At 58.4% G+C, this 20,635-nt stretch carries 20 protein-coding genes; 9 read left to right on the plus strand and 11 right to left on the minus strand.

Annotated features, from left to right (window positions below; genetic code table 11):
- Positions 1-2 precede the first annotated feature (2 nt).
- Both ACZ500_RS15975 and ACZ500_RS15980 read right to left on the minus strand, forming a co-directional pair.
- On the minus strand, positions 3-455 hold the full coding sequence (locus tag ACZ500_RS15975) for a GNAT family N-acetyltransferase (protein ID WP_464228371.1): 453 nt from the start codon (positions 453-455) through the stop codon (positions 3-5).
- Positions 452-757, minus strand: coding sequence for a hypothetical protein (locus tag ACZ500_RS15980; protein WP_464228372.1), 306 nt, complete (start codon positions 755-757; stop codon positions 452-454). Before ACZ500_RS15980 ends, ACZ500_RS15975 begins: the two co-directional genes overlap by 4 nt.
- Before the next feature lie 95 nt (positions 758-852).
- On the opposite strand from ACZ500_RS15980, the gene ACZ500_RS15985 reads away from it, so the two are divergent.
- The 4 genes from ACZ500_RS15985 (at position 853) to ligA (ending at position 5,948) form a co-directional block, all read left to right on the plus strand.
- Complete coding sequence (locus ACZ500_RS15985) at positions 853-2,151, plus strand: MFS transporter (protein ID WP_464228373.1); 1,299 nt, start codon at positions 853-855, stop codon at positions 2,149-2,151.
- 25 nt (positions 2,152-2,176) lie between these two features.
- Positions 2,177-3,256, plus strand: coding sequence for a DUF1786 family protein (locus ACZ500_RS15990; protein ID WP_464228374.1), 1,080 nt, complete (start codon positions 2,177-2,179; stop codon positions 3,254-3,256).
- Positions 3,257-3,736: 480 nt separating this feature from the next.
- Complete coding sequence (locus tag ACZ500_RS15995) at positions 3,737-3,874, plus strand: entericidin A/B family lipoprotein (protein ID WP_464228375.1); 138 nt, start codon at positions 3,737-3,739, stop codon at positions 3,872-3,874.
- A gap of 58 nt (positions 3,875-3,932) precedes the next feature.
- Positions 3,933-5,948: an NAD-dependent DNA ligase LigA gene (gene ligA / locus ACZ500_RS16000; RefSeq protein ID WP_464228376.1), complete on the plus strand. Its 2,016-nt coding sequence runs from the start codon at positions 3,933-3,935 to the stop codon at positions 5,946-5,948.
- A 267-nt stretch (positions 5,949-6,215) separates the two neighbouring features.
- On the opposite strand, the gene ACZ500_RS16005 is transcribed toward ligA, so the two are convergent.
- On the minus strand, positions 6,216-7,115 hold the full coding sequence (locus ACZ500_RS16005) for a protoglobin domain-containing protein (RefSeq protein WP_464228378.1): 900 nt from the start codon (positions 7,113-7,115) through the stop codon (positions 6,216-6,218).
- Positions 7,116-7,544: 429 nt separating this feature from the next.
- On the opposite strand from ACZ500_RS16005, the gene ACZ500_RS16010 reads away from it, so the two are divergent.
- The 5 genes from ACZ500_RS16010 (at position 7,545) to ACZ500_RS16030 (ending at position 11,497) form a co-directional block, all read left to right on the plus strand.
- Positions 7,545-8,081 (plus strand): hypothetical protein, encoded by a 537-nt coding sequence (locus ACZ500_RS16010; RefSeq protein WP_464228379.1) that lies wholly within the window; start codon positions 7,545-7,547, stop codon positions 8,079-8,081.
- 168 nt (positions 8,082-8,249) lie between these two features.
- The gene (gene dctP, locus ACZ500_RS16015) at positions 8,250-9,344 is read left to right on the plus strand and encodes a TRAP transporter substrate-binding protein DctP (protein WP_464228380.1); all 1,095 of its coding nucleotides are present in this window, start codon (positions 8,250-8,252) and stop codon (positions 9,342-9,344) included.
- Between the two features lie 20 nt (positions 9,345-9,364).
- Positions 9,365-9,868 carry a TRAP transporter small permease gene (locus ACZ500_RS16020; protein WP_464228383.1) on the plus strand — a complete coding sequence of 168 codons (504 nt, stop codon included), beginning with the start codon at positions 9,365-9,367 and terminating at the stop codon, positions 9,866-9,868.
- Entirely contained in the window at positions 9,865-11,148 is a 1,284-nt protein-coding gene (locus ACZ500_RS16025; RefSeq protein WP_464228384.1) for a TRAP transporter large permease, read from the plus strand. Before ACZ500_RS16020 ends, ACZ500_RS16025 begins: the two co-directional genes overlap by 4 nt.
- A gap of 22 nt (positions 11,149-11,170) precedes the next feature.
- The gene (locus ACZ500_RS16030) at positions 11,171-11,497 is read left to right on the plus strand and encodes a hypothetical protein (RefSeq protein WP_464228385.1); all 327 of its coding nucleotides are present in this window, start codon (positions 11,171-11,173) and stop codon (positions 11,495-11,497) included.
- 94 nt (positions 11,498-11,591) lie between these two features.
- Here the strand turns inward: ACZ500_RS16030 and ACZ500_RS16035 are convergent, their stop codons facing one another.
- The 8 genes from ACZ500_RS16035 to ACZ500_RS16070 all read right to left on the minus strand — a co-directional run bounded on the left by ACZ500_RS16035 (position 11,592) and on the right by ACZ500_RS16070 (position 20,625).
- Positions 11,592-12,104, minus strand: coding sequence for a response regulator (locus ACZ500_RS16035; RefSeq protein ID WP_464228386.1), 513 nt, complete (start codon positions 12,102-12,104; stop codon positions 11,592-11,594).
- Positions 12,105-12,178: 74 nt separating this feature from the next.
- The gene (locus tag ACZ500_RS16040; RefSeq protein ID WP_464228387.1) at positions 12,179-13,483 is read right to left on the minus strand and encodes a TRAP transporter large permease; all 1,305 of its coding nucleotides are present in this window, start codon (positions 13,481-13,483) and stop codon (positions 12,179-12,181) included.
- On the minus strand, positions 13,476-13,952 hold the full coding sequence (locus ACZ500_RS16045) for a TRAP transporter small permease (protein WP_464228388.1): 477 nt from the start codon (positions 13,950-13,952) through the stop codon (positions 13,476-13,478). Before ACZ500_RS16045 ends, ACZ500_RS16040 begins: the two co-directional genes overlap by 8 nt.
- A 208-nt stretch (positions 13,953-14,160) precedes the next feature.
- The gene (locus ACZ500_RS16050) at positions 14,161-15,249 is read right to left on the minus strand and encodes a TRAP transporter substrate-binding protein (RefSeq protein WP_464228389.1); all 1,089 of its coding nucleotides are present in this window, start codon (positions 15,247-15,249) and stop codon (positions 14,161-14,163) included.
- Between the two features lie 85 nt (positions 15,250-15,334).
- Complete coding sequence (locus tag ACZ500_RS16055) at positions 15,335-16,657, minus strand: phenylacetate--CoA ligase family protein (RefSeq protein WP_464228390.1); 1,323 nt, start codon at positions 16,655-16,657, stop codon at positions 15,335-15,337.
- Positions 16,658-16,769: 112 nt separating this feature from the next.
- On the minus strand, positions 16,770-19,097 hold the full coding sequence (locus tag ACZ500_RS16060) for a xanthine dehydrogenase family protein molybdopterin-binding subunit (protein WP_464228391.1): 2,328 nt from the start codon (positions 19,095-19,097) through the stop codon (positions 16,770-16,772).
- Positions 19,098-19,119: 22 nt separating this feature from the next.
- Positions 19,120-19,611 (minus strand): (2Fe-2S)-binding protein, encoded by a 492-nt coding sequence (locus tag ACZ500_RS16065; RefSeq protein WP_464228392.1) that lies wholly within the window; start codon positions 19,609-19,611, stop codon positions 19,120-19,122.
- A 12-nt stretch (positions 19,612-19,623) separates the two neighbouring features.
- Positions 19,624-20,625 (minus strand): FAD binding domain-containing protein, encoded by a 1,002-nt coding sequence (locus tag ACZ500_RS16070; RefSeq protein WP_464228394.1) that lies wholly within the window; start codon positions 20,623-20,625, stop codon positions 19,624-19,626.
- Between the last annotated feature and the right edge of the window lie 10 nt (positions 20,626-20,635).

A 20,635-nucleotide genomic window follows, 5' to 3' on the forward strand; every position in this document is an offset into this window, starting at 1 on the left:
ACCTAAATACTCCGCTCCAGGTTGATCGTCATGGACGGATAAAACCGGTTGGCGCTGAAAAATTGGATCAACCTGGAGTCGTTCCAGGTAACCAGCGTGTTGATTTTCTTGACACCCATCCGCTTCAGGTGATCGACAAATTCCGTAATCAGCCGGGCACCGATCCCCTGATGCTGACAATCGGGGTCGACGCCGATGGTGTCCAGCGTCGCCTCCTCCTGGAAGATGCCATACTGCCCCATGTAGAGTTCCCCCATGACAAAACCGACGACGGTGCCATCCTCTTTTTCGGCCACCAGCGACACCGGGACATAATCCTTCGAATCGAAGAGCTTTTCGAATTTCGCTTTATAGTAATCGTGACGCGAATCCTTCAGGACCTTTTCATCGATTCTGACGACGGCGTCGAAGTCATCGGCCTTCATGAGTCTGATATTCATGGCATCGTCTTTCATAAGGTCTCATTTCTAGCCAAGATGGTCTGCTGTCGCTTTCCCCGTTTTTTTGGCCTGAAGCTGTAGACCGGACGGATCATCTCCCAAGCGCTTCCCGTATCTTCACAGCCAATTCCTGATTCGAAAAGGGTTTCAGCCTCTTCAGGTGAAAGTATATCACACTCTCCCTGTTGCTCCAATGTCATTGAGGGTTCCTTGAAAGTCAACCCTGTCGGTTCAAGCCTCGAGCGGGAATCACCCCGCAAGTTCTGGCCGCGCAGTTGCCCTGAGCCGAAGAAAGTTCCTTCATTTGACGTCTGCATACCCTCCGCCAGGTCCCTTACGGCCCGGCGCTTCAGGAAGATCGATCGGCCATGTTGTATTAGCCTCTGGCCTGGAGCATGAATTTCTGGTAAAAGTGGGGGCATTCTATATCTTTCCGGGAAAAAACCTGGAACCTTCAATACAGGGAGGACCGGCGCTGAAACGGCAATCCTTTCACTGGGCCTGGGTCATTCTGGGGACCTGCTTCCTGGACCTCTTCGTCAACTACTCCGCCCGCCTCGGCTACGGCGTCGTCTTACCCGAAATCATCAAGGATCTGGACCTCAGCCGCACCGCGAGCGGCTCCATCTTCAATGCCTATCTTTTTGCCTATATCGCCCTCACGCCCCTGACGGGTTATCTCACCGACCGCCTGGGGGCAAGACGCATCATCACCGCCTGCGCCTTCATCCTGGCGGCCGGGCTCTTCTCCATGGGACGGTCCCATTCGCTCTGGACGGTCATGTTGTCCTATGCCGTCGTGGGACTCGGAGCGACAGGCATGTGGACGCCGGTCATCACAGTGGTGCAGCGCTGGTTCGCCCCTCACCGGCGCGGACTCGCCCTGGGAATCCTTTCGACGGGCTACGGCCTGGGATTTGCGACCATGGGAGCGGCCTTCCCATGGATCGTCGCCAACTTCACCTGGCGGCATGCCTGGTATTTTATGGCCGCCGGGGCCCTTGGCATGGTCTTTCTGAACGGTGGACTCCTCCGGAGCAGCCCCGAGGCGGCAGGCGCCGTGCCTTGGGGCCTCGAGGATATCGGCATCCCATTGACGACGGGGAATTCGAGGCGGAAGATCCCGCTCCGGAAGGTCTTCAAACACCGGAACTTCTGGCTCATCGGGTGCAGTTACTTCTGCGCCTCCTACGGCCTTTACGGCATCACCACCTTCATGGTGGACTATGCCAAGGACCAACTCGGGCTGCCCATCGAAAAGGCGAGTCTGCTCGCGACGGTGCACGGATCCTGCCAGGTGATCGGCGTTCTTACGATGCTGCCCCTTTCGGACTATTTAGGCAGAAAACGGACGATCATCATCTCCAACAGCATGATCGCCGCCAGCCTGGCAGGGATCCTGTTGAGCGGCCCCTCGTGGCAATGGCTCTATCTGTTCGTGGGTACGATGGCCGTCTTTTACGGCGTCACCTTTCCGATTTACGGGGCATCGGCAGGCGATTACTTTCCGAAGGAGTACATGGGGAGCGTCATCGGGATGTGGACGCCGTTTTACGGGCTGGGGGCCATCGTGGCCAACTGGGTGACAGGCTTTCTGCGGGACACAACCGGCCGGTACAACTCGGCCTTCGTGATCTGCACCCTCACGGCCGTCCTGGCGGTCGCCCTGGTGTCGTTCGTGAGAAAACCGGTCATGGGTGAAACCGATTGACGAGGAGGAGGAAGACAATCCGAATATGGGACGTTATCTCTTGATCGATGTCGGCGCGGGCACGATGGACGTGCTCTACTATGACGCCTCACTCGGCATCCACTACAAGGCTGTCGTCAAGTCACCGGTCCAGCGGCTGGCCGAGGAGGCGGCGGCCATCGAGGGGGACATCCTCGTAACGGGCTGCGAGATGGGCGGCGGGGCTCTCGGAGGCATTCTGCGCCGGAAGGCCGGTGCGGCCCGCGTGGTCATCACCACCCAGGCGGCTGCAACCCTCAATCATGACCCGGGAAAGGTCCGCTCCTGGGGAATCGAGATCGTGGACGCAACCCGAGCCGCGGAACTGGCGGAAGACCCCGGGTTTACACACCTCGAACTGGCGGACGTCGACCCGGAGCGCATCCGGAAGCTCATCGAGAGCTTCGGGGTACCCTTCGCCTTCGATTGCGTCGGCCTCTGTGCCCAGGACCACGGGATGGCGCCCCCAGGGGTGTCGCACCTCGATTTCCGCCATCGCCACTTCAGGGAGATCCTGGATCTCGACCCATCCCCTTACGCGCTTCTCTACCGTGCCGAAGAGGTGCCGGACGCCATGAACCGTTTGAAGTCCCTTGCGGGCTCCGCTGGGAAGCTGCCGGTGACAGAAGGAATCTACGTCATGGACAGCGGCATGGCGGCCATCCTGGGGGCCTCTCGTGACAGCGCCGCCTTCGGTAAAGAAAGGATCCTGGTGCTGGACGTGGCCACCTCCCATACCGTGGGAGCTGCGCTCGAAAAAGACGAGATCGCCGGATTTTTCGAGTACCACACGAGCGACATCACGGCCGGCAGGCTCGAACGGCTGCTGCAGGACCTGCCCGAGGGAAAGATCACCCACCAGGAAATCCTCCGCGAAGGTGGGCACGGGGCCTATACCCGGCGGCGTTTCCCCTATAAAAGCGTCGAGGCGATCATCGTCACAGGCCCCAAAAGGTCGTTGTTGAAGGATTCCAGCCTCTCCGTCGTCTTTGGGGCGCCTTTCGGGGACAATATGATGACCGGCTGCGGGGGGCTGCTCGAAGCCATCCGGCGCAGACAGGGGCTCGATCCGGCCGGGATCGTCTGACGCACCGCTGCGTTGCTTCAGAAGGCTTCCCGGGAGAATCCCTGCCGAATAAACGAACGGGCGCCCATTCGCAAATCGGCCCGCACACCGCTTAAAATATTGATTTAATTGATATTTGACAAACAGGGACCCTCCGCGAAGCGGTGGGACTGCGCACCCGAAGGGTGTGAAGAAACCGGGACCCACCCCGCAGGGGTGGGACTGAGCACGCGCAGCGTGTAAAGAAAAATCCTCATTTCCGGGGTGGAAACTGGGTTCTACCGGGAAATCATTTCCGGATGGATATCATCTAGATCCATCCGGAAATCATTATCCAACGCAACCCGGTTTCCAGGGTGTATCCATCACAATGGATATGATATGATAAAAAATCGTTTAAACGGACAGTGTGCAGCCTGCGCCTCGATTTACAGCCCCGCCCTTCCTTCAGGACCCGGTATGAGGCGCTTAAACCACAGCCAGAGAAGGAGTCAGAAAATCATGTCTGCGACGCAAAAGATTTTGATCTTGGTCTTGGCCGGCCTCATTTTTTTTTCCGTCAGCGCCTGCAACACCATCAAGGGCTTCGGAAGAGACGTCGAGCGGACCGGAGAAACCATTCAGGACGTCGCCAAATAGCCGGGATATCCGAAATATCGCGCAAAATCGATCGGCTGAAAAACCCGAGGACAGCGTCATGACCAAACCCACCCCCCGGGAAATCGAGCGTGTCAGGCACTTGCGAGACGAAATCCGGCGGCACAACCATCTCTACTACGTCCTCGACAATCCCGAAATCTCGGACGCGGAATACGACCGGCTCTTCGATGAACTGACAGCGCTCGAGGCGAAGCACCCCGAACTGGTCCGTCCCGATTCCCCCACCCAGCGGGTGGGGGCGGCTCCGCTCGAAAAATTCAGGACCCTCCGGCATACCATCCCGATGCTCAGCCTCAACAAGTGCACCTCCGAGGGCGAATTCCGGGATTTTCACCGCCGGGTCAAGGATCTCCTGAAGGTCCCTGAAACGGATATCCATTACACCGTCGAGCCGAAATTCGACGGACTGGCGGTCGAAGTCCTGTACGAGAATGGGGTCTATTCCCTCGGGGCCACCCGCGGAGACGGGACGGTGGGGGAAGACGTAACGCAGAACCTCAAGACCGTCAAGTCGATCCCGCTGAGGCTCATGGGGAACCCGGTGCCCGCAGCGATCGAGGTGCGGGGTGAAATCATCATGAGCAAGGAGGATTTCGCAACGCTCAACCGCGACCGTGCGGAACGCGGAGAACCCCTTTTCGCCAACCCGCGAAACGCCGCGGCCGGCTCCGTGCGACAGCTGGACCCGCGCATCACCGCCTCCCGCCCCTTGGGGATGTTCGCTTACGGCATCGGCCGGATCAAATCTCACCAGCCGGCGACCCAGTGGGAGACGCTCGAGGTCTTGAAAAAACTGGGTTTCAGGGTCAGCCCTCACATCCGCCTCTGTAGGAGCGCCGTCGAGGTGCAAGCCTTCTATCACGAAATCCTGGCAACCCGCGACAACCTCCCCTACGAAATCGACGGTATCGTCATCAAGGTCGACGCCTTCGATTTTCAGCAGCGCCTCGGGGAACTCAGCCGGAGCCCCCGCTGGGCCATCGCATGGAAGTTTCCCCCGCAGCAGGAGCATACCGTGGTGAGGGACATCATCATCAGCGTGGGGCGCACCGGGGCACTGACACCCGTCGCACTGCTCGAGCCGGTCCGGGTCGGCGGCGTGGAGGTGAGCCGCGCCACCCTCCATAACGAAGACGAGGTCCACAAGAAAGACGTGCGGGTGGGGGATACGGTGGTCATCCAGAGGGCAGGGGATGTCATCCCCGAGGTGGTGAAGGTCATCCACTCCAAACGCCGGGGCGACCCGCCGCCCTTTGCGATGCCGGAGACCTGCCCGGTATGCGGCTCCAAGGTCGAGCGGCTGCCTGGAGAGGCGATCCATCGCTGCACGGGCATTGCCTGCCCCGCGCAGATCAAAGAGCATCTGGCCCATTTCGTCTCCAAAGGGGCCATGGACATGGAAGGACTCGGCTACAAGTTTATCGAGCAGATGGTGGACAGAGGGATTGTCACCGATCCGGCCGATCTTTACTTCCTCACCAGGGAGGACCTCATGAAGATGGACCGCATGGGGGACAAACTGGCTGAAAACCTCCTGGCGGCCATTGAAAACAGCCGGAATCCTACGCTCACGAGCCTCATTTACGCCCTGGGGATCCGAAACGTCGGGAGGCATTTGGCCGGTGTGCTTGCCCAGCGTTTCCATTCCATCGAAAACCTCGCCCGGCAAAACCAGGAAGATCTCGAGCAGGTGCACGAGATCGGGCCCATCATCGCCCTGAGCGTCACCAACTTTTTTCAAAACCCCAAAAACATCGCCTTCCTCGAAAAACTTGAGCGGGGCGGGCTGACCTTTCCCGTGGAAAATGCGGGGTCACGGAATGCATCCCTTGCCGGGAAGACCTTCGTACTGACTGGCGGTTTGAACGGGTACACGCGGGACGAGGCGCGGGAGCTGATCGAAAAGCTCGGCGGCAGGGTGACCGGATCGGTCAGCCGCAAGACGGATTACGTGGTGGTCGGACGCGACCCGGGTTCGAAATACGACCAAGCGCAACGGCTGGGGATCACGATCCTGGACGAAGCGGCCTTCCGCAACATGACAGGCGGTTGAAAATCCCGGCGAACTCCGGCCCTGGTGGCTTGATCCGAGTAAGTGGGCGGAGGTGCCCCGGCCGAAGGGATGGATGAGAAAGCTTCCCCGCAGATGATCCTTCCCATTTGCAGCCATCCCATAGCGGTGTCTGCAGAAACGAAAGGAAACGTGCACCTGGAAAGGCATCGACACAAAACCGCCGGTGCACCCCAGGACCCGAAAGCCCCTCCAACAGCCGGAGGCCCTTTACAGGGAAAGCCCGTCGGAGGGGAAGGCCTGCATGCTTCAAGACCGGCTGCGGGGCTCGACCTTGGCCGTCAGATAGAAGACGATGCCGAGGACCAGCAGGCCGCCGATCAAGAGAGCGAAGGTGATGGCATCCTTCTCGTCGATGGCCGCCACGAACAGCTTGCGGATGAAGGCGACCAGCGCCAGTTCCACAAAGACCTGGACACGGAACACCCCCCCGCGCAAGTGCTCCACCTGGGTGTGAAGGAGTTCGATCATCATCCAGAGAACCAGGAGCGAACCGAGGGCGCGGATGATGCCCGTCTCGAGGGTCTCCCGGAGCGCATAAAGGATGTCCGAGACGAGGAGCCCCGCCACAGCGGCGGCCATAAGCACCAGACCGACCATGAGGACCAGGTTCAGGCCGTGAAGCAGCCGCTCGGCCCAGCGCACCAGCCAGAGTTCAGCCCGGTGCGAGATGAACACATTCTTGAGTTCGGCCTCCCGATAGGAACTCGTCATGACATCCAGACTGATATCGAGGACCTTGTCCATCGTCTCCAACAGGTCCTGGCGGCGTGAGGCATCCTGCACCCCGGCGACGAGGTGGCTGACGCAAAAGGTTCGGATGAAATTCATGGCGGCGTTGACATAATGCCCGTTCAATCCAATCTTGACATGGATCTTGCCGATCCGCTGGAGGCGGAGCAGATAGCGGTGATCGTAATCCGCCGTGAAGAGATCCCGGAGCCAGGTCTTGATGGTGTGCTTGCGCTTGGCGACCGCCGCCTCCGTGGTGAAGTAGGCGGCGGTCTGGGGGTTTTCCAGAAGATAGGCGTAAAAATCCTCCGCCAGCTGGTCTTCATACGGCAGCAGGATCGCCGCAAGTTCCTCAAGATTTTTCTCGTCGAGAGAGGAAAAGCGGTAGTGCCTGCGAATATCCTGCATGTTTTCCATCGAGCGGTCTCCATCCCACAATCTGCCGGTCAACCATGAGGAAACGGTCGCTATCGGATTCTACTTGCTATTTTCTCATTGTCAACCCAAAGCCCGATCGAGCCCTTTCCGGCCTCCTTCTTGCGGTAGAAGCGGCAGGATCATGGACAGCGCGAGCATTCATCTATTGGAAAAATTGGCTTAGCCAGTCTCCATCCGGAAATGATTTCCCGGCACAACCCAGGCCTGCCATACCGCTGGATGGCCCGTCCACCCCTTCGGGACGGGCCGGCAGTAAAGCAGGCGGCTGGGAAAGAGGCTCGGCGCATCAGATGCCCCCATTCGGGAAAGCGGTTTTTCGGCCCCGCCCGCGGCATCGAATCGCTCGATTCGAGGCAAACCGCAGCGCCGCGGGGCAAAGCATGACCTGAACACCGAAAGGCCTCCGTCATGAAGAATCGCCCCTTCCGGAAAAAGATCACCAGGCGGTTCCTGGCCTGCATCGCTGCGGCGGCATGGCTGGCGCTGTTTTCAGGCTGCTCCGACGATGAACGGCTGAAACAGGAAATACGGGAGGATGCAAAGGCCGGACGTTTCGATGAGGCCGCTGCGAAAGCGCGCGAGCACTTTGCGACGGACAAGCTTACGCTCATGGTGCTGCTCGAAACCATCGCGATCGACCGCGACCGCACCGAAAAGGATGCCTACCGGCGCCACCTCCTTTTCGAAGCGGTGGTGTGGGAGAAGACGGACGCGGGGGTGTCCCTTTCGGCCAGGGTGCTCAACTCGGGCGACCGGACCCTGACCGGTTATGGCATCAAGGCCACCCTGCTGCAGGACGCCGTCCGGCAGGAGAGCTTTTTTTTCTCTCAAATCGAACGGATACCACCCGGGGGCTTCGTCGCCTTTCAACACGAAAGGAAAACCAAAGCGACGTTCGATCAGGTGCGTCTCGAGATCCATGATTTCGGGCTCGAAGAAGACTGATCCTTCATTCTTTCCACTTGACAGCGTACTAGGCCCTGCCTCATCTTGTCCCCTGACACATTCGGCAGCGAAAGGACCCCGCCCCGCCAAACCCGTTCCAGTCCTCTCCAGTCACCCCAACCGCGCGAACGACTGGAGGGATGACTACGCACAAAGGAGAACTCTGTAATGACGAAAAACCCGTTGCGATGCCTGCACCACCACCTCCCGGTCTTCTTGTCGGCCGTGCTGCTTTTCTTTGCGGCAGCCCCTGTCTCGGCGGAAAAGGCCCAATACTCCATGGTGATCGCTCATCTGTATCCTGCCGACATGGAGAGCAACGAGGTGCATCCGGCCCTCGTCCGGTTCGCCGACATCGTCCAGACCCAAAGCGGAGGTGCGGTGAAGGTCAAGATCTTCGGTGCATTGCAGCTGGGGACGGAAGTCGAATACACCGCCAAGGTCCAGCAGGGCAAAACCGTACAGGCGGCGGTGCTCTCCTCCGGAGCCTTTTCCTCCTTTTTCCCGAAGTACCAGATCATTACGACGCCTTTCCTTTTCGACGACTACAACACCGCCTGGGCCTTTTTCGACAGCGAATGGTATGCACGCTTCATGCGCGAGATGCGGGAGGCGACCGGCCTGCGCTGGCTGGGGACCTTCGACGAAGGCGGCGGGTTCGTGGCGTTTACCAACGACAAGCGCCTCATCAAGACGCCTGAAGACATGAAAGGGCTGAGAATCCGCGTCGAAGAGAACCCCGCCCACATCGCAGTGATGGAATCGCTCGGCGCAAAGGCCGTTCCACTCGAGTGGGGGCAGGTCCCGACCGCCCTTCAGACCGGGGTCGCCGACGGACAGTTCAACGCGCCCGGCCTGAACACCGCCATGCGCTTCTGGGACACCTGCGATTACACCACCTGGACAGGCCACATCTACAACACCGGCAACTGGGTAGTCAACGACCAGTGGTTCAAGAATCTCCCTGAAAATTATCAACAAATCATCCTGCGCGCCGCTCGCCAGGCCGTCGGGTATGCCAGAGGGGTCGCGGCCCACCTCTGCTACCTGGGCTGGAAGGAAGGCACCCGGAAATACAAGGGCCATTACATCCCCAGCAGCCAGGAAAAAGAGGCCTTCAAAAAGCTCATGCGGCCGGCCTTTTTCAAGTGGGCGACAGAGGATTTTGGCCTGACGCCGGAACTGCTCAACGAGGTCTGGACCACGGTAGACGATATCAGCAAGGGGCTCGACCGGGAATATCGCGACAAGTGGGGCCTTTAGCACGAGCCGTACCCGCCGCCATGGACTTGCTCGTCTCCCTCAGCGACAAACTGAACGGCATCGTGCTCCGCGTCTGCGGAGCCATGGTGGCGGTGCTGCTTGCCATCAATGTCTACGGAGTCTTCTTCCGCTATGCCCTGAACGATCCCCTGCCTTGGCCCCTGCCCATTTCACGCATCCTGCTCGTTTGGATCGCACTCCTCGGGATCAGTGTCGCCCTCAAGGCGGGTGAACACGTTGCCGTCGAAGGGGCCGTTCGTGCCCTGCCTCTGAAATACGAAAGATATGTCAGGATCGCCGGTTATGGCGTCACGGGTGTCTGGCTGGCAGTGGTCCTCTGGCATGGCTGGCTCGCGACCGCCGCGGCCGATCAGCTTATGATGATCTCGTCGAAGCTCCAGATCTCCTTCAAGTGGCGGCTGGCGGCCGTGCCGGCCAGCGCCGCCGTCCAACTCATCCACATCCTCGCCTGCCCCGCGATCATCGATACAGCCTTGAAACAAAGGGGCGAGGACCGCCCATGACGATCGTCTTCCTCTTCTTCTTCCTGCTGCTGATTCTGGCAGTCCCCATCGGCTACATCATGGGGATTTCCTCCCTGGTCGGCCTGTTCCGGATGGGCGGCTGGGAATACCTCGAGCCCGTGGCCACATCGCTCCACTCCGGCACCTCCAGCTACATTCTCGTAGCGATCCCCTTCTTCGTTCTGACTGCGGAGATCCTCAACCGCTCCGGCATGACCACCAGGCTCGTGGCCTTCGCCAACAGCCTCTTCGGTCATCTGCGCGGTGGCCTGAGCCATGTCAATATCTTCGTCAGCATCCTGTTTGCCGGTTTGACCGGCACCGCGGTCACCGATACCGTAGCCGTGGGCGGCATCCTCATCCCTGCCATGAAAAAACAGGGTTACACCGCCGGCTACGCCGCCGCCGTCACCGCCGCGTCCTCGGTCATCGGCCCCGTGATACCCCCAAGCGTCGTGATGGTGATCTACGCCAGCATCCTGCGGCTTTCGGTCCCGGCCCTTTTCGCCGCAGCCCTCATCCCCGGCCTCCTTTGCGGGGCGGGCCTTCTGGTGCAGAGCTGGATCCTCAGCGTGCGGCGCAACTACCCCCAATCGAACCGCGCTCCCTTCCGGGCGGTTTGCCAAACGGCCATTAGCGCCTTCCCGCCCATGGGCGTGGGGATCTTCATCCTCGGCTGCATCCTCTTCGGGATCACGGATGTCTCCGAGGCCGCCGCCGGCGGAGTTCTTTATGCGATCCTTCTCGGCTGGCTGGGTTACCGGACCCTGGGTCTGCGGGAAATTTGGGCGGCCATGCAGAACACCGTCGTGCTTTCGGGCGTGATCTTCCTTCTCATTGGTGCGGCTGCGGCCCTTGGCTGGTTCATCACCCTTTCGGGCATTGTGGAAAAGACCGGCGGGTGGGTGGCTTCACTGGATGCAAGCCCTTATGTCGTCCTGACACTCGTGGATGTATTCATCCTGATCGTCTGCATGTTCATCGACGTCATTCCAGCCGCTCTGGTGCTGGGCCCGGTGCTCTCGCCCGCCATGACGCAGCTCGGTATCGACCCGATCCACTTCGCGATGGTCATGATGCTCGGCTTGAATATCGGCAACGCCACACCGCCCATGGGGATGAGCCTGATGACCGCTTCGCGCATCGCACACATCCCTTACGAATCCTGTATGAAGGACGCAGGCTGGTTCATTGCGGCCGAAATAGGCATCCTGCTGCTCGTAACCTATTTCCCCGCTCTTTCTCTTTGGCTGCCGCACCTGCTCGGCTACACCAACTAGTTTCCATCCGGAAAGGGTCTTTTTGGCCAATCTCGGCGTCAATCTGCACGTTTGCTTGTGCGGCGACCCACAGGTCGCCTCCGCGCAAGCGCTTGATTTCATTGACATTGTCCATACCGGGACCCGCTGCAAAGCGGTGGGACTGAGCCCCCGAAGGGTGCGAAGAATAAAGCATCACTTCCGGATTGGAAACCGGGTCGTGCTGAACGATCATTCCAGGATAAACGCCAACGAAATCAACCGAATATCCTTGGTCAACCACCCGCCTGGTCATCCTTGCTGCAGGCGGCTAAGCAGCCGCGTGAAGCCCTTTTCGCGAGACCTTCAGGGGACGCTGATAACGGAGTGAACGAATCCCCGGAGAAATTGATCTACTCCATTACCAGCGTCCCCAGGTATTCACTCATGTGCTTCGGCGATCAGGGGCAACTGCGAGACACCCTTCAATATGAAATGTGCTTATGGATAAAATCCTCGTGCTCCCTTTTCCACTCCTTTCCGAACTTCCTCTCGTAATAGGAACCTAGTCTATCGAGCCAGCGCCACCACGGACTCCGACCCTTTTCTGCAGCCTCCAGGACATCCTCCAAAAACAGGGCGATATCGCTCAGCTTTTCCTTGGGGACATAGGATGCCGCGCCTTCCTGCAAAGACTTCATGGTGTTTTCGGGAGACAAGGCATGCGCCGTGAGCATCACGGCAGGCACGCCTCTGCTTCTGGCAATTTGAAGCAGATTGAAGCCGTCCACCCCCATGATGTCCAGGACCGCCAGATCGTAATGCCTGGTATTCAGCAACTCCGCGGCCTCATCGAAACTGGAAGCGGCCGTGACGGAGGACATGGGAAGCAGGTCCTCCAGGCTTTCGAGCACATCCGGTTCGTCATCGACGATAAGGATCCTCTTACCCTTCAATCTCGATGACTTGCCGGTGTTCTCAGACCCCTTTTTGTCCATGGGTTCATCTCCAATAAAAAATGTGCACCCTTTCAGACAGGAAGATGTTGTCTCAACGATTTTTCGCGCAAATTCTACTCGATCAACTCCGGCAAAAAGGTCGCGATGGCGGGAAACGCAATGATAACCGCCGTACCCACAATCAGGGCCAGGAGAAAAGGAACCGACCCCCTGAATATCGTCATCAGGGGAACGTCCCCCGCAATACCCCTCACGATGTACACACATATGCCCACCGGAGGGGTGATGGTGCCCATATGCGTGACGAGCACGATGACAATGCCGAACCAGATCGGGTCATATCCCAGATTCACCACAATGGGATAAAAGATGGGTATCGTCAGCATGATAAGCGCCATCGAGTCGATGAAGAAGCCTCCAACAAGAAAAATGAGGCATATCAAGGCCATGATGGCCCATGGGGGCCAGTGGATCATGGCGACGGAGGTGGCCATATCCATCGGGATGCGGGTCAAGGCCAGAAAGTGTCCGAAGATGGTAGCTCCAGCAATCAACATGATGACCATACAGGATATCTTCAAGGTCCCGTAAATGGAATTCAGAAAATTTTCCCATGAAAGTTTCCTCTGCGCCACCACGATGGTGAGAATCAGCATCGCACCCACGGCCCCGGATTTCGTGGGGGTAAACAGGCCCATCACCAGACCTCCCATCACGAACGTAAAGACAGCGACCGTCTCCCACAAGTCCTTCAGGGAATACACCATCTCCTTGATGCTGAACTTTTCCCCCTTGGGACCTTGCTCCGGCTTCCACAGACAGTAGACCCAAATGGCGACCATAAAAAGAAACGTGAGGAATATGCCGGGTACAATGCCTGCGATGAACAGGCTCCCGATGGACTGCTCGGTCAAGATTCCATAGATGATCAGGACCACGCTCGGAGGGATCAGGGAACCCAAACCCCCGCCCGAAGCCACACAGCCGGTCGCAAGCTGCGGGCCGTATTCGTATCGTTTCATCTCCGGAAGGCCGATGGTACCCATAGTGGCCGAAGTGGCGGTGGCCGATCCACAGACCGCTCCAAAGGCCGCGCAGGCCATGACCGTTGCCATGGCCAACCCCCCCCGAACCCTGCCGATGAATTTATAGGCCACGTCGTACAGGAAACGGCTGACCCCGGCATAAAACGCGATATACCCCATGAAGACGAATAGGGGAATCAGGGTGAGACCGTAAGAGGAAAACACGCTGAAGACGTCCACGGCCAGAAGCTTCATTCCCGCCTTCAGGCTCGTCAGATAACTGTACCCGAGGAACCCCACAATGGCCATGACGTACGCGACTGCCATCCGTGTAAAAAACAGGAACAGCAGGAGCACGATGCCGATGATTCCTACAAGCGTAAAATCACTCATCCTGATCGCCTCCCCTTACGAACACCAAAAATTCAATAAACATGATCAACGCCAAATTGAAGCAGGCGAAGGAGACACCGTAAATGAGGTAAAACGTAGGGAATTGAAGCGTCGGGGAGACCTGCCCCGCCTGGCCCATCTCGCGGGCATACAAATAGCATTGCCATCCGACCAGGCAAAAGAACAGCGTGGTGACCAAGGTCACCACGCTGTCATTGATCCTTTTGACTTTTTTCGGAAACCGCATATAGAGAAGATCCACCCCTGCATGGCCTTTCTCGATCTCCGTATACGGCAACGCAAAGGACAGCAGCAGAAAGGCCATCATACCGACGAGTTCCTCCGAACCTAACAGAGGATATCCGAAGAGACTGCTTACAACATCTGCACACGTGAGAAGCATCATTCCCAAGAGGCAAATTCCCCCCAACTTAACCAGAAAATCCGAAAGCGCTTTTGCGATCTTCATGTACCGCGCTCCTGACTCGTGGGGGATCGAAAAGACAGTTCTCGATCCCCCCGCTAGTTGCCGTTCAGATTTCAATACGTTTCTAAAAAGTGCATGAATATATCGTAATATTCGGCAGTCATGACATTTTTTGGACTAGTCGATCTACTCGAAAAAGGCTCGCTTGTAAAAAATTATCAGATGTTTTCCCACGAACCTCCATTAAACCTCATTCCGCCTCTTTATATTTGCTCTTGAACTCTCCCTTTTTGGCGTCTTCGAGCCTTTTCTGCACGAATTCGAGCACCTCGTCTCCCGGAAGGTTCTTCCCTTTGGTTTCAGTGATATACTCGTCCAGCACCGGCTCGACAGCCTTGGTCCACCGCGCCGATTCCTTCGGCCCGATGCCGATCATGGTGTTCCCGTAATCCAGGAGAAAGTTGATGCCTTCGAAGGCCCCCGCCTCCCAGGCCTTGCCATGCCTGAATACCCACTCGCCGTCGATCTCCTCGATAATCGCCTTGATGTCGTCTGGAAGGGCATTCCATTTGTCCTTGTTCATGGCGACGAAAAACCCGAGGGAGTAGGCGGTCGGATAGCATGCGATGACGTAATTCGTCACCTCGGCCATCTTCCAGCCCTTGTTGGATTCGAGCGGGTACAATCCACCATCGACCACGCCCTTTTGAAGGGCCTGATAGAGTTCGTTCATGGGAAAAGCGGCCGGTGTCCCGCCAAGCGCCTGGATCATACTGGCTGTCGGGCCGTGGGAACGGATCTTCAATCCCTTGAGATCCTCCATCTTGTGGACGGGCTTGTCCTTGGTGTGGATGAAGCCGGGCCCATGGGCGTGGAGGTACAGCAGCTTCACCTCATCCAGTTCGGTGGGTTGGAACTTCTCATACACCTCGTTGATGATAGCCGTGGCCACCTGCCCGCTTGGGAACCCTAAAGGCAGATTGATGAAGTCCATGAGGGGGAAACGTCCCCTGGTGTACTGCAAAACGGAACACCCGATATCCGAAAGGCCCTCTTTCACCCCCTGATAACACTGCGAGGCATCCGTCAGGGTCTGGCCTGGGTAATGGGCGATCTTCACCCGTCCGTCGGTCCTTTTCTCGACCTCTCTGCACCAGGCCGCCTCCACCTTGCTCTGTGAGTGGGTAGGGGGCATGAAGCCACTGTAAGTGAGGTGGATGACATCTTCGGCATCCGCCCCACCCGGGATCACAAAGCCCGTCAGGAGCATGACGAGGAAAGACAGGCACAAAAACGCGGCACCCAGCGAAAACCGACGCTCGATCGATAACTTTTTCATCTCCAACCCCTCCCTTTCTGTTGAAAAACCGATATTGAAGAAAGTGGAACCCCGTCTTTTTACTTCAGAGTTCCATTGACACGCGTTATGACGTCTCCCGGATGACCCTTTTGGCTTTCAGCTCGAATCGGGGCAATTCCCCCACGCCTACAATCTCGACGTCCGGTGTAAAGGTCACGACATATTTGAAGTGCTCGATGAAATCATGGACAGCCCGTTTCAGTTTTTCCTCCGAGATGCCTTCCGAGACCGGTTCGACGCGGATCCGAATGCGTTTTCCGCTTCCCATCTTCGGCACCACGATCTGGTACTCATTGGAGAAGGCGTCCACCTCCCTGATAAGGTTTTCGATAGCCGAGGGAAATACGTTTACCCCGGCAAACTGGAACATGTCGTCCGAACGTCCCAGGATCCCTCCTTCGAGCCTCAAAAAGGTCCTGCCGCAATCGCACCCCTCCCGGTTGAACTTTACCAGGTCCTTTATGCGATATCTGAGAAGGGGCATGGTCTCGCAGCACAAATTGGACAAAACCAGCTCACCGACCTGCCCGTTCTCGACCGGCTGCAGTGTCTCCGGATCAAGGCACTCGGCATAGAACATGGCCTCGTTCACATGGGTGCCTTTCTGACGAATGCACTCGAAGCCGAAGTTCGAGATCTCGCTCGAGCCGATGTCGTCATAGCATTTGGCACCCCAGGTCTCTTCGATAGCCTGCTTGGTCGACAGGACGTTGGCCCCGGGCTCGCCTGCCGCCACAACGATCGAAACCTTCGAATCCCGCAGGGACACCCCCATCTTCTTCGCAGTTTCACCCAGGTAGAGCAGATAGGTGGGCGTTCCGCACACCACCGTCGCCTCCCAGTTGAAGATATTTCGGACCCTGTCCTTGGAAGACTGACCTCCACCAGGGACGATCATGACCCCCGCCTGCTCCAGCGCCGCCTGAAACCCCCACCAGGCGATATAAAGACTATACCCGAAGGGAACGAAAAGGATATCGGAGGTCTTGATGCCGTAGGCATGCATAAAATACATGAACTGCTCGTAGAAGTGAACCGTCCAGTCCTTTTTGTTGAGCATCACCCTGACCGGGATACCGGTGGTGCCGGTCGTCTGGAAGACGCGTACGCCCTCTTCCGGGGGCACGCACATGAAGTCGCCCCAAGGGGGATGTTGCGCCTGGCTCTCCCGCAGCTCCTCTTTGACCGTAAACGGGACTCTCGAGATATCCTCCAAGCTCCGGATATCTGCAGGTTTAATACCGGCTTCATCGAATTTTCTCCGGTACATGGGGCTTCGTTCATACACATAAGCCATACGCTCCTGGAAACGCTTCAGCTGGTGTTCCCCAAGCTGGTCGCGCGGCAGCGTTTCCAACGGCTTGTTCCAATAGCTCACCTGATCCATTCAGAGCCTCCCCGATTGATGTTTCCCCGTGCGCGCCGAGATTGCCGGCGCGGCACCATATTGCGACCTTTCCACCGGCAGGGTCCATTCCCGGAACCGGCCGGATGAAAACCTAGCCGAGCCTGCCGAGGCCTTTCAGAATCTTCTCGGGCGTAAACGGTGTAGAGAAGAGCCTGACACCCACAGCATCGTAAATGGCATTGGCGATAGCCGCCAATATGGCGGATACATAGCCTTCCCCGACCTCCTTGGTGCGGTAGGGCTGTCCGACCCTGTACTGCTCCGTGATCACGTCGATATGCTCCGAGGGGGCGAGGTTCCGGATGCAGGGCATACGGTAGTCGAGCCAGTTCGGGTTGAGGGTCCGCCCCTCTTCCATCATGATCTCTTCCATGAAGGCGTGACCGAGCGCCATGGATACCTGCCCGTCGATCTGGCCTTCCACCAGGAGCGGGTTGATCGGAAACCCGCAATCGTGGGCCGTGACCGCCCTCAGAAGCCTGATCTTTCCGGTCTGGGTATCCACCTCCACCTCCGCTGTCTGTGTATCGAAGGCGTAGTTCTCGGTCCATCTGCCCTTGGTCGTTGCAAGGCTCGGATGCGTCGGTTCGTCCCGCATGGTCCGCCAGTGGCCTTCCCCGATGATCGGATCGCCCCTGCGTGTCCGGATGCTCAACGCAACCAGTTCCCCGTAAGTCAGACTCTTGCTGGGGGACCCTGCGACATAAACTTTTTTGTCTTTAAACACCAGGTCGTCGATGCTCGCCTCCAGCTCCTGCGACGCCAGTTCGAGCAGCTGTTTCCGGACATTGCCGGCGGCCACCCGGGTGGCATTGCCGCACACATAGGCATTGCCGCTGATCCACGAGCCGATATCCACAGGGGTGGTTTCCGTGTCCGCGGCGATCACCTGGATCTCCTCCATCGGAATCTTCAACTCCTCGGCCACGATCTGAGAATGAATCGTTTCGGCCCCCTGCCCGATATCCAGCGCACCGGTAAGGAGCGTCACACTCCCGTCATCGTTCATCTTGACGATGACCGAGGAACTGTTCGGATAGATCAGAGACCCCCCGAAGTAAGAACTGACGCCGATCCCGATGCCCTTTTTGTATCTCTGGCCGGAATTCCCTCCGCGCTTGCCCCGGGCATTATGGAAATCCGTGTGCTTCGCAATTTCCTTGATGCAGTCCTTCAGTCCGCAGTTGTGGACATTGTCCCCATTGGGAAGCTGCTCCCCGGATTCCCGGGAGTTCATCAGGCGGATCTCGATGGGATCGATCCCCAGTTCCTCCGCGATCATATCCAGCTGGGATTCCACCGCGAACCGCAGCTGTGGCGCACCATGCCCCCGCTGGGGGGTTCTGACCGGGTTGTTGGTGAATACCGAGTAGCCCTCGTACTTGAAATGCGGGACCCGGTAAGGTGCCATGGCAAAACCCCACGCCAGGAATATGACCACCACACCGCTGCCGCGGTAGGCACCGGCGTTGTTGATCACGCGGTACTGCTGAGCCACGAGGGTCCCGTCTTTCTTGACGCCTGTCTTCACGGTCACGATCAGGGGCTGACCGTGCCTGAACGCGGTGAATACCTCTTCCCTGGTCGCCACGATCTTGACCGGCCTGGCGGCCTTCATGGAGAGGAGCGCCGCGCAGAATTCGTGGGAGAAGAGATCGATCTTGCCGCCAAAGGCCCCTCCGACGTAAGTCTTCAGGACCCGCACGGACGAAAAAGGCAACCCGAGGGTCTTGGCGAGTTTCGCCCGCTTGAGAAAAGGCCCCTGAGACGACGTCCAGACGTTGAGTTTCCCATCGGGCTCGAAGCTGGCGACCGTCGCCTGGGGCTCCAGATACCCATGGGTCCGAAGATGACTTTCGAACCGATCTTCCCGGACATAGTCCGCCTCCTGAAAACCGGCTTCGATATCCCCCCACTCCGAGGTGGTCTTTCCACCGATGTTCATCAGAGGCTCTTTCACCTTCGGATGCGTCGGGTGAATCTCCGGCGCACCGGACTTCATCGCCTCCTCCGGATCGAAAACCGCCGGAAGCGGCTCATATTCCACCTCGATCAGCCTCAGGGCCTCGTCCGCCGCGTAGACGTCCGTGGCCGCCACCGCCGCGACTTCCTCCCCGATAAACCTCACCTTATCCATGGCCAGGGGATACTGGTCCGCAGGATATCTGGGGGTCTCCACAAAGCCGTGTTTGATGCCCAGGGTGTCTTTCCCGGTGATGATCGCCTTGACCCCCGGGACCTGCCGTGCTCGTGTCGTATCGACATGGAGGATGCGCGCGTGGGCATGAGGGCTCCTCAGTATCCTCCCCACCAGCATGTTCTTCAGCTGAAGATCCACCGTATAAACGGCCTGTCCGGTCACTTTCTCCGGACCGTCCTTCCTTAGAATCCGTTTTCCCACATATTCCAGATCGCCCATGATTGATGCTCCTTGAGATGGCTCAGCACTTGCCGGCCGGCAGAGAAGCCGCATGCAGCACGGCCTCCATGATCTTGTTGTAGCCGGTGCACCGGCATAAATGACCTTCCAGCGCCTCCTGGATCTCTTCCCCGCTCGGGGCGGGGTTCCGTTTGAGCAAGGCGGTCGAGGCCAAAACCATGCCCGGGGTGCAAAACCCGCACTGAACGGCGCCTTTTTCCAGAAAGGCCTGCTGGACAGGTGTCAGAACACCTTCGTGGGCCTGCCCCTCTATCGTTTCGATCCGCTTTTTCTCGCATTCCACGGCCAGCAGCAGACACCCAAGAACCGGCTCCCCCTCCACCAGCACCGTGCAGGAACCGCACTCGCCCGTTCCGCAGCCCTCCTTGCCCCCCGTCAAACCGATCCGGTTGCGCAGGACTTCCAGCAGGGTCTCCTGGGGCTCCACGGCAAGTTCATAGGTCTCACCATTGACCGTCAGTTCCAACAATCGTCTCAATAGCTTCGTTCTCATGACGCACTCCTGTTATCGACCGCCGCCTGTAAACTGATCAACCGCGCGGGTCAGAGCATTCAGTGTTTCGACCTTGAGGGCCTCGGTCAAATACCATTTGGAATAACCGTGATGCGGGATCACCGTCACCTCCTCTGCCACGCGCCGCGCTGTTTCGGCCAGTAGCGGCGGCGAAAATCGCTCTCCCACCAGCGATCCCTCGCTTTTCAGCGCCCGTACAGGGGCCGGAGACAACGCTCCAACGGCAATCCGCGCCCGGCTGCAGGTTCTCGAATCCTCGCCGGTCTCCAGAAGCACCGCCACGTTCAAGGCCCCAAATTCAATTCCGTCCCTCAAGGTCAGTTTGGAGAAGGCCCACCCCCGGGTGCCTCCTGCCGGAGGCACCCGGATGCCGGAAATGATCGCATCGGAGTCGATTGCCAAAGGGCTCAGGGAATCGCCGCTATAAAGCGCTTCGAGATCCAGCAACTCGCCGCCCCCGGCCCCTTCGACCCGGATCTTCGCGCCTAGGCAAATGAGGGCCGGTGCCGTATCCGACATGTAAACAGCCCAGCACTTTTTTCCCTTCGGTATGAAATAGCAGAAATCTCCTCCCCGTTTGAAACAGGGCTCTACAAACTGAAAGGTGTGTCGCTGGTTGAAATAGAGACATCGGGTATCCTGGCAGAGGTTTCCCGCCAGGGTGGCGACATTCCTGATCTCCCGCGTTGCCACCTTGGCGGCGGCTGCGGCCAGAAGCGGCGCCTTTTCCGCCACCTCTTGGGAGGATGCTACGGCCGCCAGGGTCAAGGTGCCGTCCAGGATCAAATCCCCTTCCGGGAGGACCTTTGGAGCTGAAGCCCCGAGGCCTTTCAGGCTGATCAGGCGCTCTGGATCGGCCACCCCGTATTTCATGCGGGGCAGCAGATCCGTTCCTCCGGCCAGCAGGGCACTTTTGCCAGCGTTTTCCCTCAAGAGGGTCGAGGCCTCCTGAAAGCTGGCCGGTTTCTCGAATGCAAATCTGGGAAGGTACATGTCCATCCCT

The organism is Desulfatiglans parachlorophenolica (assembly GCF_055394735.1).